Below are 26,537 nucleotides of genomic sequence, written 5' to 3' on the forward strand. Positions count from 1 at the left end.
TATCCCTATCAAGTTTTCTGTTCAATAATAAACCCAGAAACGAGGCCGGTATCAGAACATCACCGTATAGCCTCAGCGCTTTCCCTAACCGAACAACTAAAGCCAACGTGAACTTTTGCGGACCTCGTGTCCGCTTTTTTTTGCATAAAAAAGCCCGAGCATCGCTCGAGCTTCTCATTTTCGTTGCCTGAGACACCGCTCAGGGCCAGCGGGCTAGCGGTTCACGCCAGGCGCTGCTGCGCATCGGCGATCGCCTGCGCAACCTGCTTCGGCGAAACGCCGCCTTTGGCCGCGCGCTTATCCAGGCAGGACTGCAGCGACAGAATCGGGTAGACATCATCGGCAATCACGCTGCTAAATTTCTGCAGGTCGGCCAGTGCCAGCGCTTCCAGCGGCTTACCTTGCGCAATCGCCTCGACTACCGCTTCGCCGACAATATGGTGCGCTTCACGGAAAGGTACGCCTTTCGCCACCAGGTAATCCGCCAGCTCGGTCGCATTGGCGTAACCCTGCTGCGCCGCTTCTTCGCAACGCGGACGCTTCACCTGAATGCCGTCCAGCACCAGCGCGGCCATATGCAGGCAGTCAAGCCAGGTGTCGAGCGCGTCAAACAGCCCTTCTTTATCTTCCTGCATATCTTTGTTGTAGGCCAACGGCAGGCCTTTCAGCGTCATCATCATACCGGTCAGCGCGCCCTGAACGCGGCCGCACTTGCCGCGGATCAGCTCCAGCGCGTCCGGGTTTTTTTTCTGCGGCATCAGGGATGAGCCGGAGGTCACGCGATCGGACAGCTCAATAAAGCCCGCTTCACCGGTATTAAAGAAAATCAGATCTTCAGCAAAACGCGACAGGTGCACCATCCCAATCGAGGCGCCGGAAAGCAGCTCCAGCACGTGGTCACGGTCGGAGACGCTATCGAGGCTATTGCGGGTCGCCGAGGCGAAGCCCAGCCAGCCGGCCAGCTGCTCGCGATCGATTTCATAGGCGGTCCCCGCCAGCGCACCGCTGCCCAGCGGGCTAACGTCGAGGCGCTTCAGGGAGTCCTGCAGACGGCTTTCATCGCGCGCCAGCATCTCTACATAGGCCAGGCACCAGTGGGCAAAGGTCACCGGCTGCGCGCGCTGCAGGTGGGTGTAGCCCGGCATCACGGCATCCTGATTACTCTGCGCCGTTTCAACCAGCGCGCCCTGCAGCTGGCGATTCGCAGAAAGCAGCTCGGCGATAGTGTCCTTGCACCACAGCTTGAGGTCCGTCGCCACCTGATCGTTACGGCTACGGCCGGTATGCAGCTTCTTACCCAGCTGGCCGACTTTGTCGATCAGCTTGCCTTCCACCCAGCTGTGAATATCTTCAGCATCGCTTTCAAGGATTTGCTGCGGGTTAGCCCGCACCTCTTCCAGCAGGATGCCCAGCGCCTCTTCCAGCTCCAGCTGTTCGCTGACGCTCAACACGCCAACCGTCACCAGCGCTTTGGACCAGGCAACAGAGCCAATGATATCCTGCTCCGCCAGGCGATAGTCGAAGCGCAAAGAGTCGTTGAACTGTTTGAACCGCTGATCTGCTGCCTGAGTAAAACGCCCGCCCCAAAGTGCCATAATGTGATTCCTTCAAATTTGTTTATTTCTGCCGGGAAGCCCTGCGCTCCCCGTCTGCAAATGTTTTCAATCAGGCCAGAATACGCGTGCCGATCGGCGTGCCGTTAAACAGCGCCGGCAGCTGCTCCGCGTGGCGCCAGGAGGCAATATCCACCGGGCGACCCAGCGCGCGTGCCGCATCCAGCGCGGCGTTCACTTTTACGATCATGCCGTCGGTAATAATACCCTGTTCAATCAGCTGTTCCGCCTTCTCCGCGGTCATCTCCGCGATGCGCTGACCTTTGCCATCCAGGATACCGCTGACGTCGGAAAGCAGGATCAGATCGGCGCCGAGCGTAGCCGCCAGCGCGGTCGCGGCCTGATCGGCGTTGACGTTCATCAGCAGCCCTTCATCGGTTACGCCGATAGAGCTCACCACCGGCAGGTAGCCGCCCGCCAGCAGGGTATTAATCAGCGCCGGCGAGCCCGGCTGGGCCAGGCCAACGTGCCCCAGATCTTCGGCAAGCTGGGTCACCTTAACGCTATCGCCATCGCCGAGGAACAGGCCTACGCTGGCAATGCCGTGCTTTTTCGCCCACGCCAGCAGCGTTTTATTGGCGGTGCCCGCCAGCGCGCCGGTAATAATGTCGATTTGATCCGCCGGCGTTACCCGCAGCCCATTTTTCTTGCTTACCGGCAGGTTAAGCTGCTTCATCAGCTCATCGACCACGCAGCCGCCGCCGTGCACGATAATCAGCGGACGCTGATGCGTTTCACGGTAGTTCACCAGCGCGGTAAACAGGCGCTCCAGCGCTTCTTCGCTATCCAGCAGCACGCCGCCGAGTTTGATAATTAATGGGTTCATCATCACACCTTAAATAAGAGACTGCGTCTCAGCGAAGCCGAAACGAATATTCGCGCACTGTACTGCCTGCGCCGCTGCGCCTTTAAGCAGGTTATCTTCCGCCGCGACCACGATGATATGCTGATCCTGGACCGCAAAACCGATATCACAGAATGGCAGACCCACGACGTTTTTCAATGCCGGCAGCGCGTTATCGTATAAACGTACCAGCGGTTTATCGGCGTAAGCCTGCTGGAAAACGGCGGCCACCTGCTCTTTGCTCACGCCCGGCTTCAGGCGACAGGTGATGGTTTCCAGAATGCCGCGCTTAAAGTTGCCCAGATGCGGGGTAAAAATAACCTCAGCACCAAGGTGAGTAGAGATTTCCGGGTGATGACGATGGGTGAAGACGCCGTACGGCTGCAGGCTCACTTCACAGAAGCTGTTGCCGATCGATGCCTTACGGCCCGCTCCGCTCACGCCGCTGGTCGCGTTGATCACCGGCCACTGAGTCAGATCCAGCAGCCCGGCATCGATCAGCGGTTTTAACGACAGCTGGGCCGCGGTCGGGTAGCAGCCGGGAACGGCGACTAAACTGGCCTCTTTCAGCCGCTCGACGCTCCACTCGGCCAGGCCATATACCGCCTGCTCAAGCAGCGCCGGATGCTGATGGGTAAAGCCGTAATATTTCTCGTAGAAGGCGCCGTCGTTCACGCGGAACGCGCCGGAGAGATCGAACACCACGCAGCCGGCGGCAAGAAACTGCGGCGCCAGGTCGTGGCTCACTTCATGAGCGGTCGCGAGGAAAACGACATCCACCCCGTCGCTAAATTCGCTGATATCTGACATTGGCTGCAGCGGCAGATCGACAATGCCTTTCAGCTGCGGATGTAAATCGGAAATTAATTTCCCCGCATCATTACTTTGCGAGGAGACCGTCAAAGCGGTTATGGTCATATGAGGATGGCGATTTACATAGGTCACTAGCTCTGCGCCGGCATAGCCGCTGGCACCCACTATCAGCGTATTCAACATTGGGGCTCTTCACCTTCTTACATCTGTTTGCCTGGGAAGACCGTTATCTTCCTCACCCTGTTGAGCCGTAAGAGTATTTCCTTACATTCGATGGGTTTTCTTACGCTCAACGATAATGTATTTTTATTCACAAATACTGCATGAATATTGATACTATCATGACCCGAGGTGTGTCAACAATGAAAAACAATTTACCGCCGTTCATCGAGATTTACCGCGCATTGATCGCCACACCTTCCATCAGCGCAACCGAAGAGTCGCTGGATCAGAGCAATGAGACTTTAATCAATTTGCTGGCAGGCTGGTTTCGCGAAATTGGCTTCAATGTCGAAGTTCAGCCGGTGCCGGATACGCGCAATAAATTTAACATGCTGGCCAGCACCGGCCAGGGCGCCGGCGGCCTGCTGCTCGCCGGGCATACCGATACCGTGCCGTTCGATGATGGCCGCTGGACCCGCGATCCGTTCGCCCTTACCGAGCACGACAACAAGCTTTACGGTCTCGGCACCGCCGACATGAAGGGCTTCTTCGCCTTTATTCTTGACGCCCTGCGCGATGTTGACGTCAGTAAACTCAAAAAGCCGCTCTATATTCTGGCCACCGCCGATGAAGAGACCAGCATGGCCGGGGCCCGCTACTTTGCCGAAACCACCCGGCTGCGCCCGGACTGCGCGATTATCGGCGAACCAACGTCCCTGCAGCCGGTGCGAGCGCACAAGGGCCATATCTCCACCGCCGTTCGCGTGCAGGGCCAGTCGGGTCACTCCAGCGATCCGGCGCGCGGGGTTAACGCCATTGAGCTCATGCACGACGCCATTGGCCGCATCATGCAGCTGCGCGATGCGCTGAAGGAGCGCTACCACTTTGCCGCCTTCACCGTACCCTACCCGACGCTCAACCTCGGATCGATTCACGGCGGCGACGCATCTAACCGCATCTGCGCCTGCTGCGAGCTGCATATGGATATTCGTCCGCTGCCGGGCATGACTCTCAACGATCTCAACGGGCTGCTGGATGAAGCGCTGGCGCCGGTCAGCGAACGCTGGCCGGGTCGTTTAACCGTGAGCGAGCTCCATCCGCCAATCCCCGGCTACGAATGCCCGCCGGATCATCAGCTCGTACAGGTGGTTGAAAAACTGCTCGGCGCACAAACCGAGGTCGTCAACTACTGTACCGAAGCGCCGTTTATCCAGACTATCTGCCCGACGCTGGTTCTCGGTCCTGGCTCAATCAACCAGGCCCACCAGCCGGACGAATATCTGGAAACCCGGTTTATTAAGCCGACCCGCGAGCTGATAACCCAGGTCGTGCATCATTTCTGCTGGCACTAAAATCGCGCTTTTCCCGCCCTGTATCCAGGGGCGGGACAGTGACAATTGTCACATTTCCATAAGCAATGCTTATCAAGCGACCTCTGAGTTAAATTTCGCAAATTGCCGCCATTTATTCGTTTGCTGAAGCGATTTCGCAACAATTGACGTGGGGGTTTTTACGTGGCTTTATAAAAGACGGCTGCTTATCCGCGACTCATCGTTGCCGAGTCGCGGATATAACAAAATAAAATGAGATGGGGTGTCTGGGGTAACATGAACGAACAATATTCCGCTTTGCGTAGTAATGTCAGTATGCTCGGTAAAGTGCTGGGCGATACCATCAAGGATGCACTGGGAGAGAACATTCTTGAACGTGTCGAAACTATCCGTAAATTGTCCAAGTCTTCTCGCGCGGGCAATGAAGCCAATCGCCAGGAACTGCTCACCACGCTGCAAAACTTGTCCAACGACGAGCTGCTGCCGGTAGCGCGCGCCTTCAGCCAGTTTCTGAACCTGGCCAATACCGCTGAGCAGTACCACAGCATTTCGCCAAACGGTGAAGCGGCCAGCAATCCGGAAGTGATTGCCCGTACCCTGAGAAAGCTCAAAGGCCAATCCCATCTCAACGAAGACACCATTAAAAAAGCGGTGGAGTCCCTGTCGCTGGAGCTGGTATTAACCGCCCACCCGACCGAAATCACCCGCCGCACGCTGATCCACAAAATGGTGGAAGTGAATAACTGCCTGAAGCAGCTCGATAACAAAGAGATCGCTGACTACGAGCACCACCAGCTGATGCGCCGCCTGCGCCAGCTGATCGCCCAGTCATGGCATACCGATGAAATCCGCAAATATCGCCCGACGCCGGTTGATGAGGCGAAATGGGGCTTTGCGGTCGTCGAAAACAGCCTGTGGGAAGGCGTGCCGAACTACCTGCGCGAGCTGAACGAACAGCTGGAAGAGAACCTCGGCTATCAGCTGCCGGTTGATTTCGTCCCGGTGCGCTTCACCTCCTGGATGGGCGGTGACCGCGACGGTAACCCAAACGTGACCTCCGATATCACCCGCCACGTGCTGCTGCTCAGCCGCTGGAAAGCCACCGATCTGTTCCTCAAAGATATCCAGCTGCTGATTTCCGAGCTGTCGATGGTCGAATGTACCGACGAGCTGCGTGAAATGGCCGGCGCCGAAGGGGCACAGGAACCGTACCGCTATCTGATGAAAAAGCTGCGCACCCAGCTGATGGATACGCAGTCGTGGCTGGAAGCGCGCCTGAAAGGGCAGAAGCTGCCGAAACCCGCGGGCCTGATTACCCAGAACGAACAGCTGTGGGAGCCGCTTTACGCCTGCTATAAATCCCTGCAGGCCTGCGGTATGGGCATTATCGCCAACGGCGAGCTGCTCGATACCCTGCGCCGCGTGAAGTCATTCGGCGTGCCGCTGGTACGTATCGATATTCGTCAGGAAAGCACCCGCCATACCGAAGCGCTGGGCGAAATGACCCGCTATCTCGGCATCGGCGATTATGAAAGCTGGTCAGAAGCCGACAAGCAGGCGTTCCTGATCCGCGAGCTGAACTCCAAGCGTCCGCTGCTGCCGCGTCAGTGGGAGCCAAGCAATGAAACCCGCGAAGTTCTCGATACCTGCAAAGTGATCGCCGAAGCGCCGCACGGATCCATTGCCGCTTACGTGATCTCCATGGCGAAGACGCCGTCTGACGTGCTGGCCGTACACCTGCTGCTCAAAGAGGCCGGTATTGGCTTCGCGCTGCCGGTTGCTCCGCTGTTTGAAACCCTGGACGACCTCAATAACGCCAACGACGTGATGACCCAGCTGCTGAATATCGACTGGTATCGCGGCTTTATTCAGGGCAAACAGATGGTCATGATCGGCTACTCTGACTCGGCGAAGGATGCGGGCGTCATGGCCGCTTCCTGGGCGCAGTACCAGGCTCAGGACGCGCTGATCAAAACCTGCGAAAAAGCCGGGATTGAGCTGACGTTGTTCCACGGTCGCGGCGGCTCTATCGGCCGCGGCGGCGCCCCGGCGCACGCGGCGCTGCTTTCCCAGCCTCCAGGCAGCCTGAAAGGCGGCCTGCGCGTCACCGAGCAGGGCGAGATGATCCGCTTCAAGTTCGGTCTGCCGGAAGTCACCATCAGCAGCCTGTCGCTGTATACCAGCGCGATTCTGGAAGCGAACCTGCTGCCGCCGCCGGAACCCAAACCGGAGTGGCGCAATATCATGGCCGAGCTGTCCGACATTTCTTGTGAAATGTACCGCGGCTACGTGCGTGAAAATAAAGACTTCGTACCTTACTTCCGCTCCGCCACCCCGGAGCAGGAGCTGGGCAAACTGCCGCTCGGCTCACGCCCGGCGAAACGCCGCGCTACCGGCGGGGTAGAGTCTCTGCGCGCGATCCCATGGATCTTCGCCTGGACGCAGAACCGCCTGATGCTGCCGGCCTGGCTGGGCGCCGGCGCCGCGCTGCAGAAAGTCGTGGAAGATGGCAAACAGAGCGAGCTGGAGACCATGTGTCGCGACTGGCCGTTCTTCTCAACCCGTCTTGGGATGCTGGAAATGGTGTTCTCGAAGGCCGACCTGTGGCTGGCGGAATATTACGATCAGCGCCTGGTGAAACCGGAGCTGTGGGGCCTCGGCAGCGAGCTGCGCGAGCTGCTCTCTTCAGGTATTAACGTGGTACTCGATATCGCCAACGATTCTCATCTGATGGCTGACCTGCCGTGGATTGCCGAGTCTATCCAGCTGCGTAATATCTATACCGACCCGCTGAACGTCCTGCAGGCAGAGCTGCTGCACCGTTCGCGTCTGGCGGAAGAGCAGGGCCAGGATCCGGACCCGCGCGTTGAGCAGGCGCTGATGGTCACCATCGCCGGCGTGGCTGCGGGTATGCGTAACACCGGCTAACCTCCGCCCTTCGTCAGCATAAATCCCCGGATAGCGCCGTATGCGCGCTACCCGGGGATTTTTATTAATGGTGCAGCATCTCGTCGACAATCTGCTCTTTATGCAGCGCGTAGGGGTAGTACGTCGGCCAGTTATCCATCTCTTTCAGCAGCGACTCCTGTGAATCATTGCCCATAAAAATATGGAAGTGCTGCGATTTTCTCGGGCCAATTGTGTGATCGCTAAACTGGACGAATTTCGGTGCTTTCGAGTCTGCCTGCTGGCACTCAAATAAATAGCGCACGCCCTTCTTGCCGGAAGCATATTGCAGGATCTTATAGCCGGAATAGGCGTACCGACAGGCGTTAACCTCTTTCCCGACGTGGAACTCCATCACGTTGTCTTCAATCCCAATTTGGTCAACGTCGGTGGCGTACCCCTTCTTATAATATTCCCGATACTCGGCGACGCTTTTCGCCCCCGCTTTTTTGGCCTTCTGCTCCAGCACCGGATCCAGGTCCCCCTTGAGCAGATACGGATTCACCGATTGCCAGATACCATCCCAGTCGCTTAACGGGCGATCCTTAACGTCTTTATCGGCGAAAATACCTTCGCTCGCCTTAACTTCCGCCTCGGTCAATGCCGGACCGTGGCTGTGGTTCCCGTGAGCAAAAGCCTGGCTACCGGCCAGCAGCATGCCAACGCCAAGCGCAAATACGGGTATCTTTCTGGTCATCACTCTCTCCTGAGTTAACTTTTGCAATCGATAGTTACGATATAACATAACATTTATGTTGTGCAACATCTGATGCGCGCAGATTCGCCCGACTTTGGCCCTTCCCGCGATGTCGGGTATGATAAAAACGTGCGCTTTTTAAGGAGCAGGAATGGACGGCCATCTCAGTCAGCACATCGATGCTTTAATTAACGGCCCGACGGCAATCAGGCAGGTTCGCTTTACCACCGAGCATCGCCCGGCCTCGGGGCTGGCGCTGCAGGTCGATTTTCCGCGCCTCGACGTTATCCTCGAAGGCCAGCGCGGCGATCCCGGCATCAAGGCCGAGCCGGCGCTGCTTTGCCGCTATGATGTGCTGTATATCCCCGCAGGCGGCTGGGATCTTGCGCAGTGGCAGGCGCCCTGCACCGCGTTGAGCATTCAGTTTGGTAAGCAGCAGCTGGAGTTCACCCTTCAGCGCTGGGACGGCGAAACGCTGCATATTGAAGAGAGAGTGCAGACGCCGCGCCGCGGTCCTCGCGTGGGCTCCTTTCTGCTGCAGGCGCTCAATGAAATGCAGATGCAGCCGCAGGAGCAGCAAACCGCGCGCTACATAGCGATCGGCCTGCTCAGCCACTGCGCCGATCTCCTCGGCAGCCAGGTGCAAACCGCTTCCCGCAGCCAGGCGCTGTTTGAAGCCATCCGAAAATATATTGATGCCCGCTTCGCCGAACCCTTAACCCGCGAGTCGGTCGCCGAGGCGTTCTATCTCTCCCCCAACTATCTCTCTCATCTGTTTCATAAATGCGGACCGATGGGCTTTAACGAATACCTGAACCACGTGCGTCTCGAGCAGGCGCGAATGCTGCTAAAAGGCCACGATATGAAGGTTAAGGATGTCGCTCACGCCTGCGGCTTTGCCGACAGTAACTACTTCTGCCGCCTGTTTCGTAAAAATACCGAACGCTCGCCGTCAGAATATCGTCGCCAGTATCATAGCCAGCTGACGGAAAAGCATCCGCCGACGGAAAACTAGATTTTTGTAAGTTCTTTCTGGCAACCACGCCCTGATTCCCTCCCGATATGCCAGGCAGCGGCGAATAAACATGATCTAAATCACTGTTACCCGCAATGCGTACATTTATCCAGTTTTTGGCAAATTTGTCATCTGGCGACCCGCCGGGCCCAGGCCGTATCCTTATCTCAACGTCACTGAATTACGCATTGAGGAAAGGTTATGGAACTCTATCTGGACACCGCGAACGTAGCAGAAGTTGAACGCCTGGCACGCATCTACCCGCTGGCCGGGGTAACCACCAATCCAAGCATCATCGCCGCGGGAAAAACGCCGGTTTGGGACGTTCTGCCCCGCCTGCAAAAAGCCGTTGGCCCGGATGGGGTCCTCTTTGCCCAGACCATGAGCCGCGACGCGCAGGGCATGGTTGAAGAGGCAAAACGTCTCAGTAACGCCATACCCGGCATTGTGGTAAAAATCCCGGTCACCGCCGAAGGCCTCGCCGCGATAAAGCTGCTGAAAAAAGAGGGTATCACCACGCTCGGTACCGCGGTCTACAGCGCCTCTCAGGGTCTGCTGGCGGCGCTGGCCGGGGCAAAATACGTCGCGCCTTACGTCAACCGCGTTGATGCCCAGGGCGGCGACGGCATCCGCATGGTACAGGAGCTGCAAACCCTGCTGGAGCTGCACGCGCCGGGCAGCAAAGTGCTGGCGGCCAGCTTTAAAACGCCGCGTCAGGCGCTCGACTGCCTGCTGGCCGGATGTGAAGCTATCACCCTTCCTTTAGACGTAGCGCAACAAATGCTCGGCACGCCCGCGGTAGAGTCAGCAATAGAGAAGTTTGAGCAAGACTGGAATAGCGCTTTTGGAAATCTGAACCTGTAACCCGATCGGCGAACCGCCCGCGGGCGGTATCACGGTCATCCAGGAGGAATAGAAATGGATCGCATTATTCAATCGCCAGGCAAGTACATTCAGGGTGCAAATGCTATCACCCGCCTCGGCGGCTATCTCAAACCGCTGGCCGAGCGCTGGCTTATCGTTGGCGACAAGTTTGTGCTGGGCTTTGCCGAAGAAAAGCTGCGTCAAAGCCTGACCGAAGCCGGCCTGGTCGCCGAAATTTCCCCGTTCGGTGGCGAATGCTCGCATAATGAAATCAATCGCTTGCGTGATATAGCAGGCTCAGCCCGCTGCAATGCCGTACTGGGTATCGGCGGTGGAAAAACGCTGGATACCGCAAAAGCATTAGCACATTTTATGAATCTACCGGTGGTGATTGCCCCCACCATCGCCTCCACCGACGCCCCCTGCAGCGCGCTCTCGGTTATCTATACCGACGAGGGCGAGTTCGACAGCTATCTGATGCTGCCGCGCAACCCCAATATGGTCATTGTTGATACCCAGATTGTTGCCGGCGCTCCGGCGCGCCTGCTGGCGGCCGGTATCGGCGATGCGCTGGCCACCTGGTTTGAAGCCCGCGCCTGTTCACGCAGCGGCGCCACCACCATGGCCGGCGGAAAATGCACCCAGGCGGCGCTGGCGCTGGCTGAACTGTGCTACCACACGCTGATTGAAGAGGGAGAAAAGGCGATGCTGGCGGCGGAGCAGCATGTTGTCACGCCGGCGCTGGAAAAAGTGATCGAGGCCAACACCTACCTCAGCGGCGTCGGCTTTGAAAGCGGCGGCCTGGCAGCCGCACATGCCATCCACAACGGCCTGACCGCCCTGCCGGACGCCCATCATTACTATCACGGTGAAAAGGTCGCCTTCGGCACGCTGACGCAGCTGGTGCTGGAAAACGCGCCGGTAGAAGAGATTGAAACCGCCGCCGCGCTGTGTCACAGCGTGGGCCTGCCGCTCACCCTGGCCCAGCTGAACATCAAAGAGGATATTCCGGGTAAAATGCGCATCGTTGCCGAAGCCGCCTGCGCGGAAGGAGAAACTATCCATAACATGCCTGGCGGAGCCACGGCGGATCAGGTTTACGCCGCGCTGCTGGTCGCCGACCAGTACGGTCAACGTTTTCTGGAGGAGTGGGAATAAATAAAAATGGCCCTCGAAGAGGGCCATTTTTTTACACCGCCGGGCGCACGCCCAGGGTGTGGCAAATCGCGTAGCTCATCTCCGCGCGGTTTAAGGTGTAAAAGTGGAAATCCTTCACCCCTTCGCGGCTTAAAATTTTGACCATGTCCATGGCGATGTTCGCCCCCACCAGCTGGCGAGTTTCGGCATCATTATCCAGACCTTCAAACATTTTCGACATCCACGTTGGAATGCGCACGTTGGTCATATCGGCAAATTTCTTCGCCTGCTTGAAGTTGGATACCGGCAGGATGCCCGGGATAATTTCGACATCAATCCCCGCGGAGACGCAGCGATCGCGAAAGCGCAGGTAGCTTTCAACATCAAAGAAGAACTGGGTGATCGCCCGGTTAGCGCCGGCCTCGACCTTACGCTTCAGGTTCAGCAGATCCGCCTGGGCGCTTTTCGCTTCCGGGTGCACTTCCGGGTAAGCCGCAACGGAGATATCAAAATCGCCCACTTCTTTCAGCAGCGTAACCAGGTCCGCGGCATACATATCCGGCTTACCGCTGCCCGGCGGCAGGTCGCCGCGCAGGGCGACGATATGGCGGATCCCGTTGTTCCAGTAATCCTGGGCAATCGTGCGCAGCTCGTCGCGGCTGGCGTCGATACAGGTCAGGTGCGGTGCCGCCTCAAGGCCGGTACGCTCTTTTATACCTTTGATGATGCTGTGGGTACGGTCGCGTTCACCGGAGTTAGCGCCGTAGGTCACCGAAACAAATTTTGGCTTCAGGCTGCTTAAGCGATCGATGGATTTCCACAGGGTTTGCTCCATTTCACTGGTCCGCGGCGGAAAGAATTCAAAGGACACATTAATCTGGCCCTGCACTTCTGCCAGGCTCTGATTCAGGGCTTCCCGCTGATTGGCGTGAAAAAAGCTCATACCTTACCTCATCAATCGCATTTTATTGTTTGTTGTGTTGCGAACTTCTATACGTTTAGACGTCCAGATGTAAAAATGACGGAAAAGAGCCCGGGCGTCAATAGAAAAATCAGCGTAAAGAGTGAGGAATATTCAGGGAAGATGAAAATGATTCATGTCGTTTATGCTAAACGCCGCAGGGGTCGGCGCTAAGCTAATGATTCCTCAAGCAAGGGGAGCAGCCACGCGCGCAAAGCGTCATTCTGCGGCAGCGTGACCACGCCCAGCGCTAGCGGCAAAAGAGACCGGACGGGCGTCCGGCCTCTCTGACAGGGAGATTACAGCAGCTGCGCCAGGCGATTAATATCCGATTGAATCGCGCCGGCGGTCACATCGCGCCCGGCGCCCGGGCCGCGGATCACCAGCGGATTATCACGATACCAGCGGCTATCGATAGCAAACACGTTATCGCACGGCAGGAGCGCCGCCAGCGGATGCTCCTGGCGCACGGCTTCAACGCCGACGCGCGCCTTGCCGTTGGCGTCAAAACGCGCGACATAGCGCAGCACCAGGCCCATTTCGCGGGCGGCCTCAAGGCGCTGCAGCATCTGCTCGTTCAGCTCTTCGCCATTCTCAAAGAAGTGATCGACGGACCCTTCTTCGCAGTGCGCCGGCACCAGTGATTCCACGCGTACCTGGTCAGGCTCGATATCATAGCCCGCCTCACGCGCAAGGATCACCAGCTTGCGCATCACGTCTTTGCCCGAAAGGTCAACGCGCGGATCCGGTTCAGTTAGCCCCTGCTGCCATGCCTGATCGACCAGGTCGGTAAACGGCACCGTCCCGTCAAACTGCAGGAACAGCCAGGAGAGCGTCCCGGAGAAAATACCGCTCAGCGCCAGAATGGTATCGCCGCTATCGATCAGATCGCGCACCGTGTGGTTTACCGGCAGCCCGGCGCCAACGGTGGCGTTGTAGAGCCAATGACGCCCCGTTTTCTCAAACGCGTCGTGGATCTGACGGTATTTATCGCTGCTGCTGGCCCCGGCCAGCTTATTGGCGCTGATCACGTGGAAACCGTGGCTGGCAAAATCAAGATACTGATCCGCCAGCTGCGCGCTGGCGGTCACGTCCAGCACCACTAAATCGTCGTACGGGTGGGCACGCATCCACAGGAACAGCGATTCTTCATCCTGCTCAACGGCTTCATCATGGAAGAAGGCCAGCGCACGGCTGGCGTCCAGCCCTTCGTAATTCAGCAGGCTACGGCGGCTATCCACCACCCCGGCGAGAACAAACTCAAAGCCGGTGCGCGCGGAAAGCGTGGTTTGCTCGCGAGCAAACAGCTCCAGCCAGCGGGAACCGATGTTGCCTTTGCCAAAGAGCACCAGGCCAATACGCTTTTCCGCGCGGAACAGCGACTGGTGCAGGCCCTGAATCAGGCTCTCGGTTGGGCCCGCGCGCAGTACGGCAACCAGGCTAATCCCCTCTTCAGACTGCCAGGTAAACTCAACCGGCTGCCCTTTCAGCTGCTGCCAGAAGCGATGGCAGTGCAGCGGATTGCGGGTAACGCCCGCGCCAACCATCGCCACCAGCGCCAGCTTCTGGCGTAAACGCAGCTCGCCAGGCAAACCGGCTTCGTCGAGCAGCCGCAGCGCGCTGTCCGCCACTTCGGCGGTATAGCAGAACTGCAGCAGCTTGCGGTCGGCATGCACGCCAACGGCCAGCGGGCGCAGCTGGGCGCGTTTAAAGATAAGATCCAGCTCCTTGTGCGCCAGCTTGAAATCCTGGCCCGCGGGCACCTGGAACTCAATCAGGCACACGTCGTCATGGCTGGTGACGATCCGCGCTCCGGTCCCGGAGGCCAGAACGCGTTCAATACGCGTTGAACCTTGCTCAGGGGTGTAGCTACAGCGCAGCTGCAGGTCGATATCGCTGCCGGAGACCGGCTGGAGCGTACGCGCGTGCAGCACCGGCGCCGCCAGGCGAGCCAGCTCGCTGGCTTCATCCAGGCGCAGCAGCGGCAGCAGGCAGGCATCCTTCACTTTACGCGGGTCGGCGCTGTAGACGCCGGCAACGTCGCTCCAGATAGTGACGCGGGACGCGCCGGCCAGAGCACCGATTTGGGTGGCGGAGTAGTCGGAACCGTTACGCCCCAGCAGCACGGTTTCTCCGGCGTTGTTACGCGCGATAAAACCGGTCACCACCAGACGTTTGTTCGGATGCTGCGCCATAAGCTGCTGCAGCAGCGGGTAGGATAAACCTTCATCCACCTGCGGCTGCGCCGAACGCTCGGCGCGCAGGAAGCTGCGCGCATCAAGCCACGCGGCCTCCAGCCCCAGCTGATTGAGGACTGCGGCCATCAGGCGCGCGGACCAGACTTCGCCGTGGCCAACCACTTCAGCGTATACCGCATCGGTGACGCCGCTATCCAGCAGGCCTGCCAGTCGTTCAAGATCGTGAATAAAGGTCGCGATAAGCGTGTCGGCAGCGTCTGCCGACAGCAGACCGGAGATCAGCTCCATGTGATAACGACGCAGCGACTGCTGTACCTGATGCGCAGAGAGGCGATCGGTCTGGCTGAGCTTCAGCCAGCTAATCAGCTGGTTGGTGGTGCTGCCAGCGGCGGAGACAACCATCATGTCGCCTGCCTGCGAGTATTCCGTCATGATCCCCGCGACGCGCAGGTAACATTTCGCATCCGCTAAACTACTCCCACCAAATTTGTGCAGCTGACGACCCTTCGCCCCTGCCTGCGCAATCACACTCATGTTTATTCCTCGTTTGCTGCCCGGAAGCCATTTTCCAGGTCGGCAATTAAATCTTCACCATCTTCAATACCGGTCGAAATACGCAGAAGCGTTTCTGAGATCCCCGCAGCCGCGCGCGCTTCAGGCGCCATGCCTGCGTGGGTCATCGTCGCAGCGTGAGAAATCAGACTTTCTACGCCTCCCAGCGACTCCGCCAGCGTAAATAGCGATAATCCGCTCAGGAAACGACGCAGCGTCTGCTCATCGCCATCCAGCTCGAAGCTTAGCATCGCACCAAAACCTTTTTGCTGACGCGCAGCAATCTCATGCCCCTGATTTTCCGGCAGAGATGGATGATACAGTTTTTTCACCAGCGGCTGAGTTTTCAGATAGTCGACGATCGCCTGCGCGTTGCGCTGGGCCACCTCCATACGCGGGGAAAGCGTACGCAGACCGCGCAGCAGCAGGTAGCTATCGAAGGCCCCGCCGGTGACGCCAATATTATTCGCCCACCATGCCAGTTCGGTGACAGTCTGCGGATCTTTGGCAATCACCACGCCGGCGACAACGTCTGAGTGGCCGTTCAGGTATTTGGTGCACGAATGCAACACCAGATCGGCTCCCAACGCCAGCGGATTTTGCAGTGCCGGGCTCAGGAAGGTGTTATCCACCACGCTCACCGCCCCCGCTTCACGTGCCAGCGTGCAGATTTTCGCAATATCCACCACTCTCAGCAATGGATTACTTGGGCTTTCAACCAATACCAGCTTCGGTTTTTCCGCCAGCGCGGCGCTCAGCGCCTGCTCATCGTTTTGATCGACAAACAGCACGCGGTAGCAGCCGCGTTTCGCCAGGCTATCAAACAGACGATAGCTGCCGCCGTAGCAGTCGTGCGGCGCCACCAGCAGATCGCCCGGCTTCAGATAAACGGTGGTCACCAGCAGAATAGCCGACATGCCGGTGTTGGTCAGAACCGCGCCCGCGCCGCCTTCCAGCTCCGCCAGAGCGCGCTGTACCACGTCACGCGTTGGGTTACCGCGACGGGAATAGTCATGGGCACGAGGTTCGTTAAAGCCGGTGAAGTTATAGGTGCTGGAAAGGTGGATCGGCGGGACAACGCAGCCGTACTGTTCGTCGTCATTTAAACCGCTACGCACTGCGATGGTGGCCTGTTTACGCGTCATGTTGGGCAGTTCCTGGGCTGAATCGGTGAAATGTCAGACTCCAGAGTAATCATTGTCACAATAGACGTCAATACATCTGGACATCTAAACTTCTTTGCGTATAGATTGAGCAAACAGGAAATAGCCGTTAAAATTATATGCATTAGCGCACATCCGTATCGGCTTATCTCATGTCAGAAAGACGACTCATGCGGTAAACTACGCGCGATTATGGCCCGGACTCAAGATTCAGGCCCTTAACTAATGACTAGAGGATTAAAGGTATCTCATGGCTGAATGGAGCGGCGAATATATCAGCCCATACGCTGAGCACGGTAAGAAGAGTGAGCAAGTAAAAAAAATTACGGTTTCCATTCCTCTGAAGGTGTTAAAGATCCTCACAGATGAACGCACGCGTCGTCAGGTCAACAACCTGCGTCACGCCACCAACAGCGAGCTGCTGTGTGAAGCGTTCCTGCATGCATTTACCGGTCAACCGTTGCCTAACGATGAAGACCTGCGTAAAGAACGCAGTGATGAAATTCCGGAAGCGGCGAAACAGATTATGCGTGAGATGGGCATCGACCCGGATACGTGGGAATACTAAGCCAATAAAAAAGGGCAGAAGAAAGCTTCTGCCCTTTTTTATTTCTCCGCGTTTGACGGCGAGAGAAACAAAAAAGCCGCCCTGAGGCGGCTTCTTCTTCCGGCAACTTACTTGCTGCTGCCCGGTACGCTGAAGCGCTTGTTGAAGCGGTCAACACGGCCACCGGTAGCAACATCACGCTGTTTGCCAGTGTAGAACGGGTGGCATTTACCGCACACGTCGAGGTTCAGGTCGTGACCTACGGTAGAGCGGATTTTCATGACGTTACCGCAAGAGCAGTTAGCAGTAACTTCTTCGTATTTCGGGTGAATATCTTTTTTCATGGGAGAACCTCAGTTAAGGCCGCGTCGCTCTTCCAGCCCTAACGCCAGACACCACGCGATGTTAATAATTTCCCGTAGACTTTCCGCCGTGCGGAACTCATGGGTAATAGTATACGCTTTGATGCTGCACGAAGCACACCAAAGGCGGCGAATCATACAGAATTTGACCGACGGATGCAAACTGATCCGCGAGCCCTTATCACAATGTGTATACTAACCGGCCAGATTTCAAGTCAGGAAGATGACATGCCCGTCGCCCACGTAGCCCTGCCCGTTCCGCTGCCCCGTACCTTTGACTATTTGCTCCCTGAGGGCATCACGGTCAAAGCGGGCTGTCGCGTGCGCGTGCCGTTCGGTAAACAGGAGCGCATCGGCATTGTCACCGCGATTAGCGAACACAGCGAGCTGCCGCTCGACGGGCTCAAGCCGGTTGCAGAAGCGCTGGACGCCGAGCCGGTCTTTTCTTCCTCTATCTGGCGGCTGCTGCTGTGGGCGGCAGACTACTATCATCATCCGATTGGCGACGTGCTGTTTCACGCCCTCCCTATCGCCCTGCGCCAGGGAAAGCCGGCCAGCGCGACGCCGCTGTGGTACTGGTTCGCCACCGAGCAGGGCCAGGCGGTAGATATCAACGGCCTCAAGCGTTCACCGAAGCAGCAGCAGGCGCTGGCCGCGCTGCGTCAGGGAAAAATCTGGCGTCATCAGGTGGCGGAGCTGGAGTTCAGCGATGCGGCGCTGCAGGCGCTGCGCGGGAAAGGGCTCTGCGAACTGGCAAACGAAGCGCCGGCCATCACCGACTGGCGGACGAGCTTCACCGTCCCCGGAGAGCGGCTGCGCCTGAATACCGAGCAGGCCACCGCCGTCGGCGCGATCCACAGCGCCGCTGACCGCTTTTCCACCTGGCTGCTGGCGGGGATCACCGGCTCAGGGAAAACCGAAGTTTATCTGAGCGTGCTGGAAAACGTGCTGGCGCAGGGTCGCCAGGCGCTGGTAATGGTGCCGGAAATCGGCCTGACGCCGCAAACCATCGCCCGCTTTCGCGAGCGCTTTAACGCTCCCGTTGAGGTCCTGCACTCCGGACTTAACGATAGCGAGCGCCTCTCGGCGTGGCTGAAAGCCAAAAACGGCGAAGCGGCGATAGTTATCGGCACCCGCTCGTCGCTCTTTACCCCGTTTAAAGACCTCGGGGTGATCGTGATTGATGAAGAGCACGACAGCTCCTATAAGCAGCAGGAAGGCTGGCGCTATCACGCCCGCGACCTGGCGGTGTGGCGCGCCCATAGCGAGCAAATCCCGATTATTCTCGGCTCGGCAACCCCGGCGCTGGAGACGTTACACAACGTTCGCCAGGGAAAATATCGCCAGCTCAAGCTAACCAGGCGCGCGGGTAACGCCCGTCCTGCCCAGCAGCACGTGCTGGATTTAAAAGGCCAGCAGCTGCAGGCGGGGCTCTCTCCGGCGCTTATTGCCCGGATGCGTCAGCACCTGCAGGCCGATAATCAGGTCATCCTGTTTTTAAACCGTCGCGGCTTCGCCCCGGCGCTGCTGTGCCATGACTGCGGCTGGATTGCCGAATGCCCGCGCTGCGACAGTTATTACACCCTGCACCAGTCGCAGCATCATCTGCGCTGCCACCACTGCGACAGCCAGCGGCCTATACCGCGTCAGTGCCCTTCCTGCGGCTCGACGCATCTGGTGCCGGTAGGGCTCGGCACGGAGCAGCTGGAGCAGGCGCTGGCGCCGCTGTTTCCCGAAGTGCCACTATCCCGCGTTGACCGCGATACGACCAGCCGCAAAGGGGCGCTTGAACAGCATCTCTCCGATATTCATCGCGGCGGAGCGCGTATTCTGATTGGCACCCAGATGCTGGCAAAAGGTCACCACTTTCCGGATGTCACCCTGGTCTCTCTGCTCGACGTCGACGGAGCGCTGTTTTCCGCCGATTTCCGCTCGGCGGAGCGCTTCGCCCAGCTCTACACCCAGGTATCCGGCCGCGCGGGGCGCGCAGGGAAACAGGGCGAGGTTATCCTCCAGACCCACCATCCTGAGCATCCGCTGCTGCAAACGCTGTTATATAAAGGCTATGATGCCTTCGCGGATCAGGCGCTCGCCGAACGTCAGGCGATGCAGCTGCCGCCGTGGACCAGCCACGTGCTGATTCGTGCGGAAGATCATAACAACCAGCAGGCCCCGCTGTTCCTACAGCAGCTGCGTAACCTGCTGCAGGCCAGCCCGCTGGCCGACGATAAGCTGTGGGTGCTTGGCCCGGTTCCGGCGCTGGCGCCAAAGCGCGGAGGCCGCTGGCGCTGGCAGATCCTACTGCAGCACCCGTCGCGCACCCGCCTGCAGCACATCGTCAGCGGTACGCTGGCCCTGATCAATACGCTGCCGGAAGCGCGCAAGGTGAAGTGGATGCTGGACGTCGATCCTATTGAAGGTTAAGCCTTCTCTTGCGAGGCGGATCGAAAAAATTCAATGCTCATCACGTTTTTCATGAAAATTCTGTAACTCAACGCATCGACTATCTGCTAAAAATGTTGTTGATGTCAGATCACAAGGGATGTGTCTGCGCCAGTCAGCGAGGAGAAAACAGGTGAAGCCCAAAAAACAGGTGGTTGCCGCCACGATGAAAGACGTAGCCCTGAAGGCTAACGTTTCAACGGCAACCGTATCCCGAGCGTTAATGAATCCCGATAAGGTTTCACAAACTACCCGTAATCGGGTGGAGCAGGCGGCGCTGGAAGTCGGCTATTTGCCGCAGTCGCTCGGGCGAAATATGAAACGCAACGAATCGCGCACGATCCTGGTGATTGTGCCGGATATTTGCGATCCCTTCTTCAGTGAAATCATCCGCGGTATCGAAATCACCGCTGCGGAACAGGGGTACCTGGTGCTGATCGGCGACTGCGCCCATCAAAACCGTCAGGAAAAAACCTTTATCGACCTGATTATTACCAAGCAGATCGACGGCATGCTGCTGCTCGGCTCCCGGCTGCCGTTCGATGCCGGCGTAGAGGAGCAGCGCAATCTGCCGCCGATGGTGATGGCAAACGAGTTTGCGCCAGAGCTCGAGCTGCCCACGGTGCATATCGACAACCTCACCGCCGCCTTCAACGCCGTCAACTACCTGCACGAGCTGGGGCACAAGCGTATCGGCTGTATCGCCGGTCCGGAAGAGATGCCGCTGTGCCACTACCGTCTGCAGGGCTACGTCCAGGCGCTGCGCCGCAGCGGGATAACCGTCGAGCCGCAGTATATTGCCCGCGGTAATTTTACCTATGAGGCCGGCTCTAACGCCCTCGAGCAGCTTTTATCGCTGCCCGTGCCGCCAACGGCGGTGTTCTGCCACAGCGATATTATGGCGCTGGGGGCTCTGTCGCTGGCAAAACGCCGTGGCCTGAAAATTCCTGACGATTTGTCTATTATTGGTTTCGATAACATCTCTTTGTCTGAATTTTGCGATCCGCCATTGACGACCGTTGCGCAACCGCGCTTTGATATCGGCCGCGAAGCGATGCTGCTATTGCTGGACCAGCTGCACGGTCACAGCGTCAGCAGCGGCTCGCGACTGCTTGACTGCGAGCTGATCGTTCGTGGCAGTACGCGAAAAATCAGAGCATAACCATCAGGCTTTCGGGCCTGCTCTTCTGGTCAAAGGCCCGCCGCTTAAGTAACATGGCGGGCTGACGAATGAATAAGACAGCGAAACGATAGTGGCACAACGAGATTATGTACGCCGCAGCCAACCGGCTTCTTCGCGGCGCAAAAAGAGCAACACCCGAAGCTCAAGGAACAAGCAAAGCGGCCTTTCTGCTATTTCACCGACCATGGTGGCAATCGCGGCGGCCGTGCTGGTGGCCTTTATCGGTGGACTGTACTTCATCACGCACCACAAAAAAGAAGAAGCTGAAGCGCTGCAAAACCGCCAGGCGGCAGGTAACGGCCTACCGCCGAAACCGGAAGAGCGCTGGCGCTATATTAAAGAGCTGGAAAGCCGTCAGCCTGGCGTACGTGCGCCAACTGAACCAACGGCCGGCGGCGAAGTGATGAAGCCTGAACAACTGACCAACGAACAGCGCCAGCTGCTGGCACAGATGCAGGCCGATATGCGCCAGCAGCCTACTCAGCTGACCGAGGTGCCGTGGAACGAACAGACCCCGGCGCAGCGTCAGCAGACGCTGCAGCGTCAGCGTCTGGCTCAGCAGCAGGTACAGCAGCAGCAGTGGGCGCAAACCCAGCAGCAGGCGCCGGTGCAGCAGCCGCGCGTACAGCAGCGGGTTGTAGAACAGCCGGCACAGCAGCCGAAGCCGGTACAGCAGCCGAAACAAACGGCGGCAGCGACGCAGCCGTATCAGGATCTGCTGCAGACGCCAGCGCATACCGCAGCGGCACCTAAAACACAGGCGGCCGCACCGGTTGCGCGAGTTGAAGAGGCGCCAAAAGCCGCAGCCGAGAAGAAAGACGATCGCAGCTGGATGATCCAGTGCGGCTCCTTTAAAGGAGCTGAACAGGCGGAAACCGTCCGTGCTCAGCTGGCCTTTGAAGGCTTTGCCTCACACATCACCACCAACAACGGCTGGAATCGCGTGGTCATTGGGCCGCTGAAAGGCAAGGAAAATGCCAACGACATGATCGGTCGCCTGAAAATGGCCGGGCATGCAAACTGCATTCGTCTCGCCGCCAGGGGTTGAAACCCTCAAAATCCCCCCCATCTATAATTGCATTCCGCCCCGCGTAAAGCGCGGGGCCCCTATTCCGCTTTTGTAACCAAGGGGTCTGCTCGTGACAACAATAGTTAGTGTTCGCCGTAACGGCCATGTGGTTATTGCCGGTGATGGCCAGGCCACGCTGGGCAACACCGTAATGAAAGGCAACGTGAAAAAAGTCCGCCGTCTCTACAATGACAAAGTGATTGCGGGCTTCGCCGGCGGCACCGCAGACGCCTTTACGCTGTTTGAACTGTTTGAACGTAAACTGGAAATGCACCAGGGCCATCTGGTCAAAGCCGCCGTTGAGCTGGCGAAGGACTGGCGTACCGATCGCATGCTGCGTAAGCTGGAAGCGCTGCTGGCGGTAGCGGATGAGAACTCGTCCCTGATCATCACCGGTAACGGTGACGTGGTGCAGCCAGAAAATGATTTAATTGCTATCGGCTCCGGTGGTCCCTACGCCCAGGCCGCTGCTCGCGCTCTGCTGGAAAATACCGATTTGGGCGCTCGCGACATCGCAGAGAAGGCGTTGAATATTGCAGGCGATATCTGCATTTATACCAACCATTTCCACACCATCGAAGAATTAGCCTCTAAAGCGTAAGGATCTCCCATGTCTGAAATGACCCCACGCGAAATTGTCAGCGAACTGGACAAACATATTATTGGTCAGGACGCCGCTAAGCGTTCTGTCGCTATCGCCCTGCGTAACCGCTGGCGCCGCATGCAGCTTAGCGAAGAGCTGCGCCATGAAGTTACGCCGAAAAACATTCTGATGATCGGCCCAACCGGCGTCGGTAAAACCGAAATCGCGCGTCGCCTGGCAAAACTGGCCAACGCGCCGTTCATCAAAGTGGAAGCGACCAAATTCACCGAAGTGGGCTATGTCGGTAAAGAAGTGGATTCCATTATCCGCGATCTGACCGATGCGGCGATCAAAATGGTCCGCATGCAGTCCATCGATAAAAACCGCTACCGTGCGGAAGAGCTGGCGGAAGAGCGCATTCTTGACGTGCTGATCCCACCGGCGAAAAATAACTGGGGCCAGGCTGAGCAAACTCAGGAGCCGTCCGCGGCGCGTCAGGCATTCCGCAAAAAACTGCGCGAAGGCCAGCTCGACGATAAAGAAATCGAGATTGACCTTGCCGCTGCGCCGATGGGCGTAGAGATCATGTCCCCTCCGGGCATGGAAGAGATGACCAGCCAGCTGCAGTCCATGTTCCAGAACCTGGGCGGGCAGAAGCAGAAGCCGCGCAAGCTGAAAATCAAAGACGCGATGAAGCTGCTGATTGAAGAAGAAGCGGCCAAACTGGTTAACCCGGAAGAGCTGAAGCAGGACGCTATCGACGCGGTTGAGCAGCACGGTATCGTATTTATCGACGAGATCGACAAAATCTGTAAGCGCGGCGGCAATAGCTCCGGCCCGGACGTGTCTCGTGAAGGCGTCCAGCGCGATCTGCTGCCGCTGGTTGAAGGCTGTACCGTCTCAACCAAGCACGGCATGGTGAAAACTGACCATATCCTGTTTATCGCCTCCGGCGCATTCCAGGTGGCCAGTCCGTCAGACCTGATCCCTGAGCTGCAGGGTCGTCTGCCGATTCGCGTCGAGCTGAAAGCGCTGACCACCGAAGATTTCGAGCGCATCCTGACCGAGCCGAACGCCTCGATTACCGTACAGTATAAGGCGCTGATGGCCACCGAAGGCGTGAGTATTGAGTTTACGCAAGACGGCATCAAGCGTATCGCTCAGGCCGCATGGCAGGTCAACGAAACAACCGAAAACATCGGCGCGCGCCGTCTGCATACCGTCCTGGAGCGTCTGATCGAAGATATCTCCTACGATGCCAGCGAAATGAACGGCCAGAGCATCACCATTGATGCTGAATATGTCGGTAAACATCTCGATGTTCTGGTGGCAGATGAAGATCTGAGTCGTTTTATCCTATAATCCGGTTCAATATATTTTCATCACAATCGATGGGGCTATAAATAGCCCCATTTTTTTGGCCGGAACCTATGACTGAACAACCGATAAACCGCACCCAGGCCTGGCTGGAAAGCCTGCGCCCAAAAACGCTGCCTCTGGCCTTTGCCGCCATCGTTGTCGGCACGACGCTTGCCTGGCACCAGGGTCATTTCGATCCCTGGGTGGCTCTGCTGGCGCTGATTACCGCCGGTCTGCTGCAAATTTTATCTAATCTGGCTAACGATTACGGCGATGCGGTAAAGGGCAGCGACAAGCCCGATCGCATAGGCCCGCTTCGCGGTATGCAAAAAGGGGCGATCAGCCAGGCGCAGATGAAGCGCGCGCTCATCCTCACCGTGGTGCTGATTTGTCTTTCCGGACTGGCTCTGCTGTTTTCCGCCTGGCAAACCATGGCCGATTTTATTGGCTTTATGGTTCTGGGCAGCCTCGCCATCGTCGCAGCAATCACCTATACCGTCGGTACCCGCCCTTATGGCTATATCGGCCTTGGCGATATTTCGGTGCTGGTCTTCTTTGGCTGGCTGAGCGTGGCGGGAAGCTGGTACCTCCAGGCCCACACGATTGCCGCCAGCGTCTTCCTACCCGCAACGGCCTGCGGCCTGCTCGCGGCGGCGGTACTCAATATCAATAACCTGCGCGATATCGATAGCGACCGGGAGAACGGTAAAAACACCCTGGCCGTGCGCCTTGGTCCGCTCAACGCCCGCCGCTACCACGCCTGCCTGTTAATTGGCGCTCCGCTGTGCCTGGCGCTGTTTAACCTGTTTTCTCTGCACAATCCGTGGGGCTGGCTGTTTATCCTCGCTACACCGCTGCTGGTGAAGCAGGTGCAGTTTGTCATGCGCGAGCGCGAACCGGTGGCGATGCGCCCAATGCTGGAACGAACGGTAAAAGCGGCTCTGTTAACCAACCTGCTGTTTGTCATCGGGATTATTTGCAGCAAGCTGCTGGGTTAACTGACAAATATCAATTAACAATTGATGATTTTGCCAACAATGGGTTTCGCGAGATATACTAAAAACTCTCGCAGCAACTGAACGTTAAGCCTATGAAATACGATACTTCCGAGCTTTGTGACATCTACCAGGAGGATGTCAACGTAGTGGAACCTCTGTTCTCCAACTTTGGAGGGCGGTCGTCGTTTGGTGGACAAATCATCACGGTGAAATGTTTCGAGGATAACGGGTTGCTATACGATATGCTCGAACAGAACGGCCGTGGTCATATTCTGCTGATCGATGGCGGCGGTTCCGTCCGACGGGCGCTGATTGACGCGGACCTGGCGCGTCTGGCGGTGCAGAATGAGTGGGAAGGACTGGTGGTTTACGGTGCGGTGCGTCAGGTAGACGATCTGGAAGAGCTGGATATCGGCATCCAGGCGCTGGCAGCCATTCCCGTAGGTGCCGCAGGTGAAGGCATCGGCGAAAGCGACGTCCGCGTCAACTTCGGCGGCGTGACCTTCTTCTCCGGCGATCATCTGTACGCCGATAATACCGGCATCATCCTCTCCGAGGATGCGCTGGATATCGAATAGCCCGCCCAATAAAAAAGGCCTTCTCTCTGAGAAGGCCTTTTTGTTTTACGCCGAAACTTAGTACAGTTTCTTCGCGCAATCCAGCCAGTCATTTTTGAACGGACGCTTCATGTTTTCGATAGCGTCGATAATGTCATGATGAACCAGCTTCTCGTTCTGAATACCCACACAGCGGCCGCCGAAGCCCTGCAGCAGCAGGTCAATCGCGTAGGCGCCCATGCGGGATGCCAGGATACGGTCATAAGGAACCGGGGAGCCGCCGCGCTGAATGTGACCCAGAACGGTTGCACGCGTTTCACGACCGGTCTCTTTCTCAATGTAGTCAGCCAGCTCGTGGACGTCGCACATGTGCTCTGTGATGGCCACAATCGCGTGTTTCTTACCTTTGGCGATACCCGCTTTGATTTCAGCGACCAAATCGTCGCGGCTGTAATCAACCTCAGGCACCATGACGAATTCACAGCCGCCGGAAATAGCCGCCGCCAGCGTCAGATCGCCACAATAGCGGCCCATCACTTCAACGACGGAAATACGCTGGTGTGAGGAAGAGGTATCACGCAGACGGTCAATCGCTTCAACAACGGTGCTCAGCGCGGTGAAGAAACCGATGGTGTAGTCGGTGCCTTTAATGTCGTTGTCGATGGTACCCGGCAGACCGATGCACGGGAAGCCCATTTCGGTCAGGCGCATCGCCCCCATGTACGAACCATCACCGCCGATAACAACCAGCGCATCCAGACCGCGCTTTTTCATGTTCTCAAGGGCCACGGCGCGAACGTGCTCTTCGCGGAATTCCGGGAAACGTGCTGAACCCAGGAAGGTGCCGCCACGGTTGATCATGTCGGAAACGCTATAGCGGTCGAGCTGGATCATACGATCTTCATACAACCCGAGGTAACCGTCATAGATTCCAAAAATTTCCAGACCTTCCGTTAATGCCGCGCGCACAACGCCGCGAATTGCCGCGTTCATGCCCGGCGCATCACCGCCACTTGTCAACACACCGATTTTCTTAATCATGACTACCTCTGAACTTAGGAAGCAAAAAATAATCCTGTTGCCTGAAGCGCTCCCTTATCAGGAGTGCACGACGATAATTGCAATAGTATATCAAACGCTT

22 protein-coding genes are annotated in these 26,537 nt (G+C 57.7%); 13 read left to right on the forward strand and 9 right to left on the reverse strand.

All coding sequences use genetic code 11. From position 1 onward, the window contains the following. Positions 1 to 221 precede the first annotated feature (221 nt). From argH to argC, 3 genes are all read right to left on the reverse strand, one after another. Positions 222 to 1,595 carry an argininosuccinate lyase gene (gene argH / locus HCK03_RS25555; RefSeq protein ID WP_167692355.1) on the reverse strand — a complete coding sequence of 458 codons (1,374 nt, stop codon included), beginning with the start codon at positions 1,593 to 1,595 and terminating at the stop codon, positions 222 to 224. Positions 1,596 to 1,665: 70 nt separating this feature from the next. Beyond that, positions 1,666 to 2,442 (reverse strand): acetylglutamate kinase, encoded by a 777-nt coding sequence (argB, locus tag HCK03_RS25560; protein ID WP_115193831.1) that lies wholly within the window; start codon positions 2,440 to 2,442, stop codon positions 1,666 to 1,668. 6 nt (positions 2,443 to 2,448) lie between these two features. Next, entirely contained in the window at positions 2,449 to 3,453 is a 1,005-nt protein-coding gene (gene argC / locus HCK03_RS25565; protein ID WP_167692356.1) for an N-acetyl-gamma-glutamyl-phosphate reductase, read from the reverse strand. 179 nt (positions 3,454 to 3,632) lie between these two features. Between argC and argE the strand changes: the two genes are divergently transcribed. Continuing rightward, positions 3,633 to 4,784, forward strand: a complete 1,152-nt coding sequence (gene argE / locus HCK03_RS25570; protein WP_041143450.1) for an acetylornithine deacetylase — start codon at positions 3,633 to 3,635, stop codon at positions 4,782 to 4,784. A 255-nt stretch (positions 4,785 to 5,039) separates the two neighbouring features. Then, on the forward strand, positions 5,040 to 7,691 hold the full coding sequence (ppc, locus tag HCK03_RS25575) for a phosphoenolpyruvate carboxylase (protein ID WP_041143449.1): 2,652 nt from the start codon (positions 5,040 to 5,042) through the stop codon (positions 7,689 to 7,691). Positions 7,692 to 7,755: 64 nt separating this feature from the next. On the opposite strand, the gene zinT is transcribed toward ppc, so the two are convergent. Then, on the reverse strand, positions 7,756 to 8,406 hold the full coding sequence (gene zinT, locus HCK03_RS25580; protein ID WP_041143448.1) for a metal-binding protein ZinT: 651 nt from the start codon (positions 8,404 to 8,406) through the stop codon (positions 7,756 to 7,758). A 151-nt stretch (positions 8,407 to 8,557) separates the two neighbouring features. Here zinT and HCK03_RS25585 point away from each other — a divergent pair, with 151 nt between their 5' ends. From HCK03_RS25585 to gldA, 3 genes are all read left to right on the forward strand, one after another. Beyond that, positions 8,558 to 9,421 carry a helix-turn-helix transcriptional regulator gene (locus HCK03_RS25585; RefSeq protein WP_167692357.1) on the forward strand — a complete coding sequence of 288 codons (864 nt, stop codon included), beginning with the start codon at positions 8,558 to 8,560 and terminating at the stop codon, positions 9,419 to 9,421. A 201-nt stretch (positions 9,422 to 9,622) separates the two neighbouring features. Then, positions 9,623 to 10,285, forward strand: a complete 663-nt coding sequence (fsa, locus tag HCK03_RS25590; RefSeq protein ID WP_148251274.1) for a fructose-6-phosphate aldolase — start codon at positions 9,623 to 9,625, stop codon at positions 10,283 to 10,285. Positions 10,286 to 10,339: 54 nt separating this feature from the next. Further along, on the forward strand, positions 10,340 to 11,443 hold the full coding sequence (gene gldA, locus HCK03_RS25595; RefSeq protein ID WP_041143445.1) for a bifunctional L-1,2-propanediol dehydrogenase/glycerol dehydrogenase: 1,104 nt from the start codon (positions 10,340 to 10,342) through the stop codon (positions 11,441 to 11,443). A 31-nt stretch (positions 11,444 to 11,474) separates the two neighbouring features. Here the strand turns inward: gldA and metF are convergent, their stop codons facing one another. From metF to metB, 3 genes are all read right to left on the reverse strand, one after another. Then, complete coding sequence (metF, locus tag HCK03_RS25600; protein ID WP_041143444.1) at positions 11,475 to 12,365, reverse strand: methylenetetrahydrofolate reductase; 891 nt, start codon at positions 12,363 to 12,365, stop codon at positions 11,475 to 11,477. Positions 12,366 to 12,682: 317 nt separating this feature from the next. Further along, entirely contained in the window at positions 12,683 to 15,115 is a 2,433-nt protein-coding gene (locus tag HCK03_RS25605) for a bifunctional aspartate kinase/homoserine dehydrogenase II (protein WP_115193836.1), read from the reverse strand. Between the two features lie 2 nt (positions 15,116 to 15,117). Then, positions 15,118 to 16,278: a cystathionine gamma-synthase gene (metB, locus tag HCK03_RS25610; RefSeq protein ID WP_041143440.1), complete on the reverse strand. Its 1,161-nt coding sequence runs from the start codon at positions 16,276 to 16,278 to the stop codon at positions 15,118 to 15,120. A gap of 268 nt (positions 16,279 to 16,546) precedes the next feature. Between metB and metJ the strand changes: the two genes are divergently transcribed. Continuing rightward, complete coding sequence (gene metJ / locus HCK03_RS25615) at positions 16,547 to 16,864, forward strand: met regulon transcriptional regulator MetJ (RefSeq protein WP_004869405.1); 318 nt, start codon at positions 16,547 to 16,549, stop codon at positions 16,862 to 16,864. 107 nt (positions 16,865 to 16,971) lie between these two features. On the opposite strand, the gene rpmE is transcribed toward metJ, so the two are convergent. Beyond that, positions 16,972 to 17,187, reverse strand: coding sequence for a 50S ribosomal protein L31 (gene rpmE, locus HCK03_RS25620; protein ID WP_041143439.1), 216 nt, complete (start codon positions 17,185 to 17,187; stop codon positions 16,972 to 16,974). 246 nt (positions 17,188 to 17,433) lie between these two features. Here rpmE and priA point away from each other — a divergent pair, with 246 nt between their 5' ends. The 7 genes from priA (at position 17,434) to rraA (ending at position 25,417) form a co-directional block, all read left to right on the forward strand. Further along, on the forward strand, positions 17,434 to 19,629 hold the full coding sequence (gene priA, locus HCK03_RS25625) for a primosomal protein N' (protein ID WP_167692358.1): 2,196 nt from the start codon (positions 17,434 to 17,436) through the stop codon (positions 19,627 to 19,629). 151 nt (positions 19,630 to 19,780) lie between these two features. After that, positions 19,781 to 20,809, forward strand: coding sequence for a DNA-binding transcriptional regulator CytR (gene cytR, locus HCK03_RS25630; RefSeq protein ID WP_041143437.1), 1,029 nt, complete (start codon positions 19,781 to 19,783; stop codon positions 20,807 to 20,809). A gap of 91 nt (positions 20,810 to 20,900) precedes the next feature. Further along, positions 20,901 to 21,878, forward strand: a complete 978-nt coding sequence (ftsN, locus tag HCK03_RS25635) for a cell division protein FtsN (RefSeq protein WP_041143436.1) — start codon at positions 20,901 to 20,903, stop codon at positions 21,876 to 21,878. A gap of 91 nt (positions 21,879 to 21,969) precedes the next feature. Beyond that, on the forward strand, positions 21,970 to 22,500 hold the full coding sequence (gene hslV, locus HCK03_RS25640) for an ATP-dependent protease subunit HslV (RefSeq protein WP_041143435.1): 531 nt from the start codon (positions 21,970 to 21,972) through the stop codon (positions 22,498 to 22,500). A 9-nt stretch (positions 22,501 to 22,509) separates the two neighbouring features. Continuing rightward, positions 22,510 to 23,844, forward strand: a complete 1,335-nt coding sequence (gene hslU / locus HCK03_RS25645) for an HslU--HslV peptidase ATPase subunit (RefSeq protein WP_041143434.1) — start codon at positions 22,510 to 22,512, stop codon at positions 23,842 to 23,844. A gap of 68 nt (positions 23,845 to 23,912) precedes the next feature. Further along, positions 23,913 to 24,839 (forward strand): 1,4-dihydroxy-2-naphthoate polyprenyltransferase, encoded by a 927-nt coding sequence (gene menA / locus HCK03_RS25650; protein WP_041143433.1) that lies wholly within the window; start codon positions 23,913 to 23,915, stop codon positions 24,837 to 24,839. A gap of 92 nt (positions 24,840 to 24,931) precedes the next feature. Next, positions 24,932 to 25,417 (forward strand): ribonuclease E activity regulator RraA, encoded by a 486-nt coding sequence (gene rraA / locus HCK03_RS25655; protein WP_041143432.1) that lies wholly within the window; start codon positions 24,932 to 24,934, stop codon positions 25,415 to 25,417. 57 nt (positions 25,418 to 25,474) lie between these two features. Here the strand turns inward: rraA and pfkA are convergent, their stop codons facing one another. Next, positions 25,475 to 26,437 (reverse strand): 6-phosphofructokinase, encoded by a 963-nt coding sequence (pfkA, locus tag HCK03_RS25660; protein ID WP_041143431.1) that lies wholly within the window; start codon positions 26,435 to 26,437, stop codon positions 25,475 to 25,477. Positions 26,438 to 26,537 lie beyond the last annotated feature (100 nt).

This window comes from Klebsiella terrigena, assembly GCF_012029655.1.
In the GTDB taxonomy this organism is placed as follows: domain Bacteria; phylum Pseudomonadota; class Gammaproteobacteria; order Enterobacterales; family Enterobacteriaceae; genus Klebsiella; species Klebsiella terrigena.

What these genes read in the sequence shown, in the direction of transcription:
- menA (WP_041143433.1), top strand. Translation starts at nt 23,913, where the DNA reads ATGACTGAACAACCGATAAACCGCACCCAGGCCTGGCTGGAAAGCCTG.
- hslU (WP_041143434.1), top strand. Translation starts at nt 22,510, where the DNA reads ATGTCTGAAATGACCCCACGCGAAATTGTCAGCGAACTGGACAAACAT.
- metJ (WP_004869405.1), top strand. Translation starts at nt 16,547, where the DNA reads ATGGCTGAATGGAGCGGCGAATATATCAGCCCATACGCTGAGCACGGT.
- fsa (WP_148251274.1), top strand. Translation starts at nt 9,623, where the DNA reads ATGGAACTCTATCTGGACACCGCGAACGTAGCAGAAGTTGAACGCCTG.
- priA (WP_167692358.1), top strand. Translation starts at nt 17,434, where the DNA reads ATGCCCGTCGCCCACGTAGCCCTGCCCGTTCCGCTGCCCCGTACCTTT.
- HCK03_RS25585 (WP_167692357.1), top strand. Translation starts at nt 8,558, where the DNA reads ATGGACGGCCATCTCAGTCAGCACATCGATGCTTTAATTAACGGCCCG.
- ppc (WP_041143449.1), top strand. Translation starts at nt 5,040, where the DNA reads ATGAACGAACAATATTCCGCTTTGCGTAGTAATGTCAGTATGCTCGGT.
- argC (WP_167692356.1), bottom strand. Translation starts at nt 3,453, where the DNA reads ATGTTGAATACGCTGATAGTGGGTGCCAGCGGCTATGCCGGCGCAGAG.
- HCK03_RS25605 (WP_115193836.1), bottom strand. Translation starts at nt 15,115, where the DNA reads ATGAGTGTGATTGCGCAGGCAGGGGCGAAGGGTCGTCAGCTGCACAAA.
- rpmE (WP_041143439.1), bottom strand. Translation starts at nt 17,187, where the DNA reads ATGAAAAAAGATATTCACCCGAAATACGAAGAAGTTACTGCTAACTGC.
- argH (WP_167692355.1), bottom strand. Translation starts at nt 1,595, where the DNA reads ATGGCACTTTGGGGCGGGCGTTTTACTCAGGCAGCAGATCAGCGGTTC.
- argB (WP_115193831.1), bottom strand. Translation starts at nt 2,442, where the DNA reads ATGATGAACCCATTAATTATCAAACTCGGCGGCGTGCTGCTGGATAGC.
- rraA (WP_041143432.1), top strand. Translation starts at nt 24,932, where the DNA reads ATGAAATACGATACTTCCGAGCTTTGTGACATCTACCAGGAGGATGTC.
- metF (WP_041143444.1), bottom strand. Translation starts at nt 12,365, where the DNA reads ATGAGCTTTTTTCACGCCAATCAGCGGGAAGCCCTGAATCAGAGCCTG.
- gldA (WP_041143445.1), top strand. Translation starts at nt 10,340, where the DNA reads ATGGATCGCATTATTCAATCGCCAGGCAAGTACATTCAGGGTGCAAAT.
- pfkA (WP_041143431.1), bottom strand. Translation starts at nt 26,437, where the DNA reads ATGATTAAGAAAATCGGTGTGTTGACAAGTGGCGGTGATGCGCCGGGC.
- zinT (WP_041143448.1), bottom strand. Translation starts at nt 8,406, where the DNA reads ATGACCAGAAAGATACCCGTATTTGCGCTTGGCGTTGGCATGCTGCTG.
- metB (WP_041143440.1), bottom strand. Translation starts at nt 16,278, where the DNA reads ATGACGCGTAAACAGGCCACCATCGCAGTGCGTAGCGGTTTAAATGAC.
- argE (WP_041143450.1), top strand. Translation starts at nt 3,633, where the DNA reads ATGAAAAACAATTTACCGCCGTTCATCGAGATTTACCGCGCATTGATC.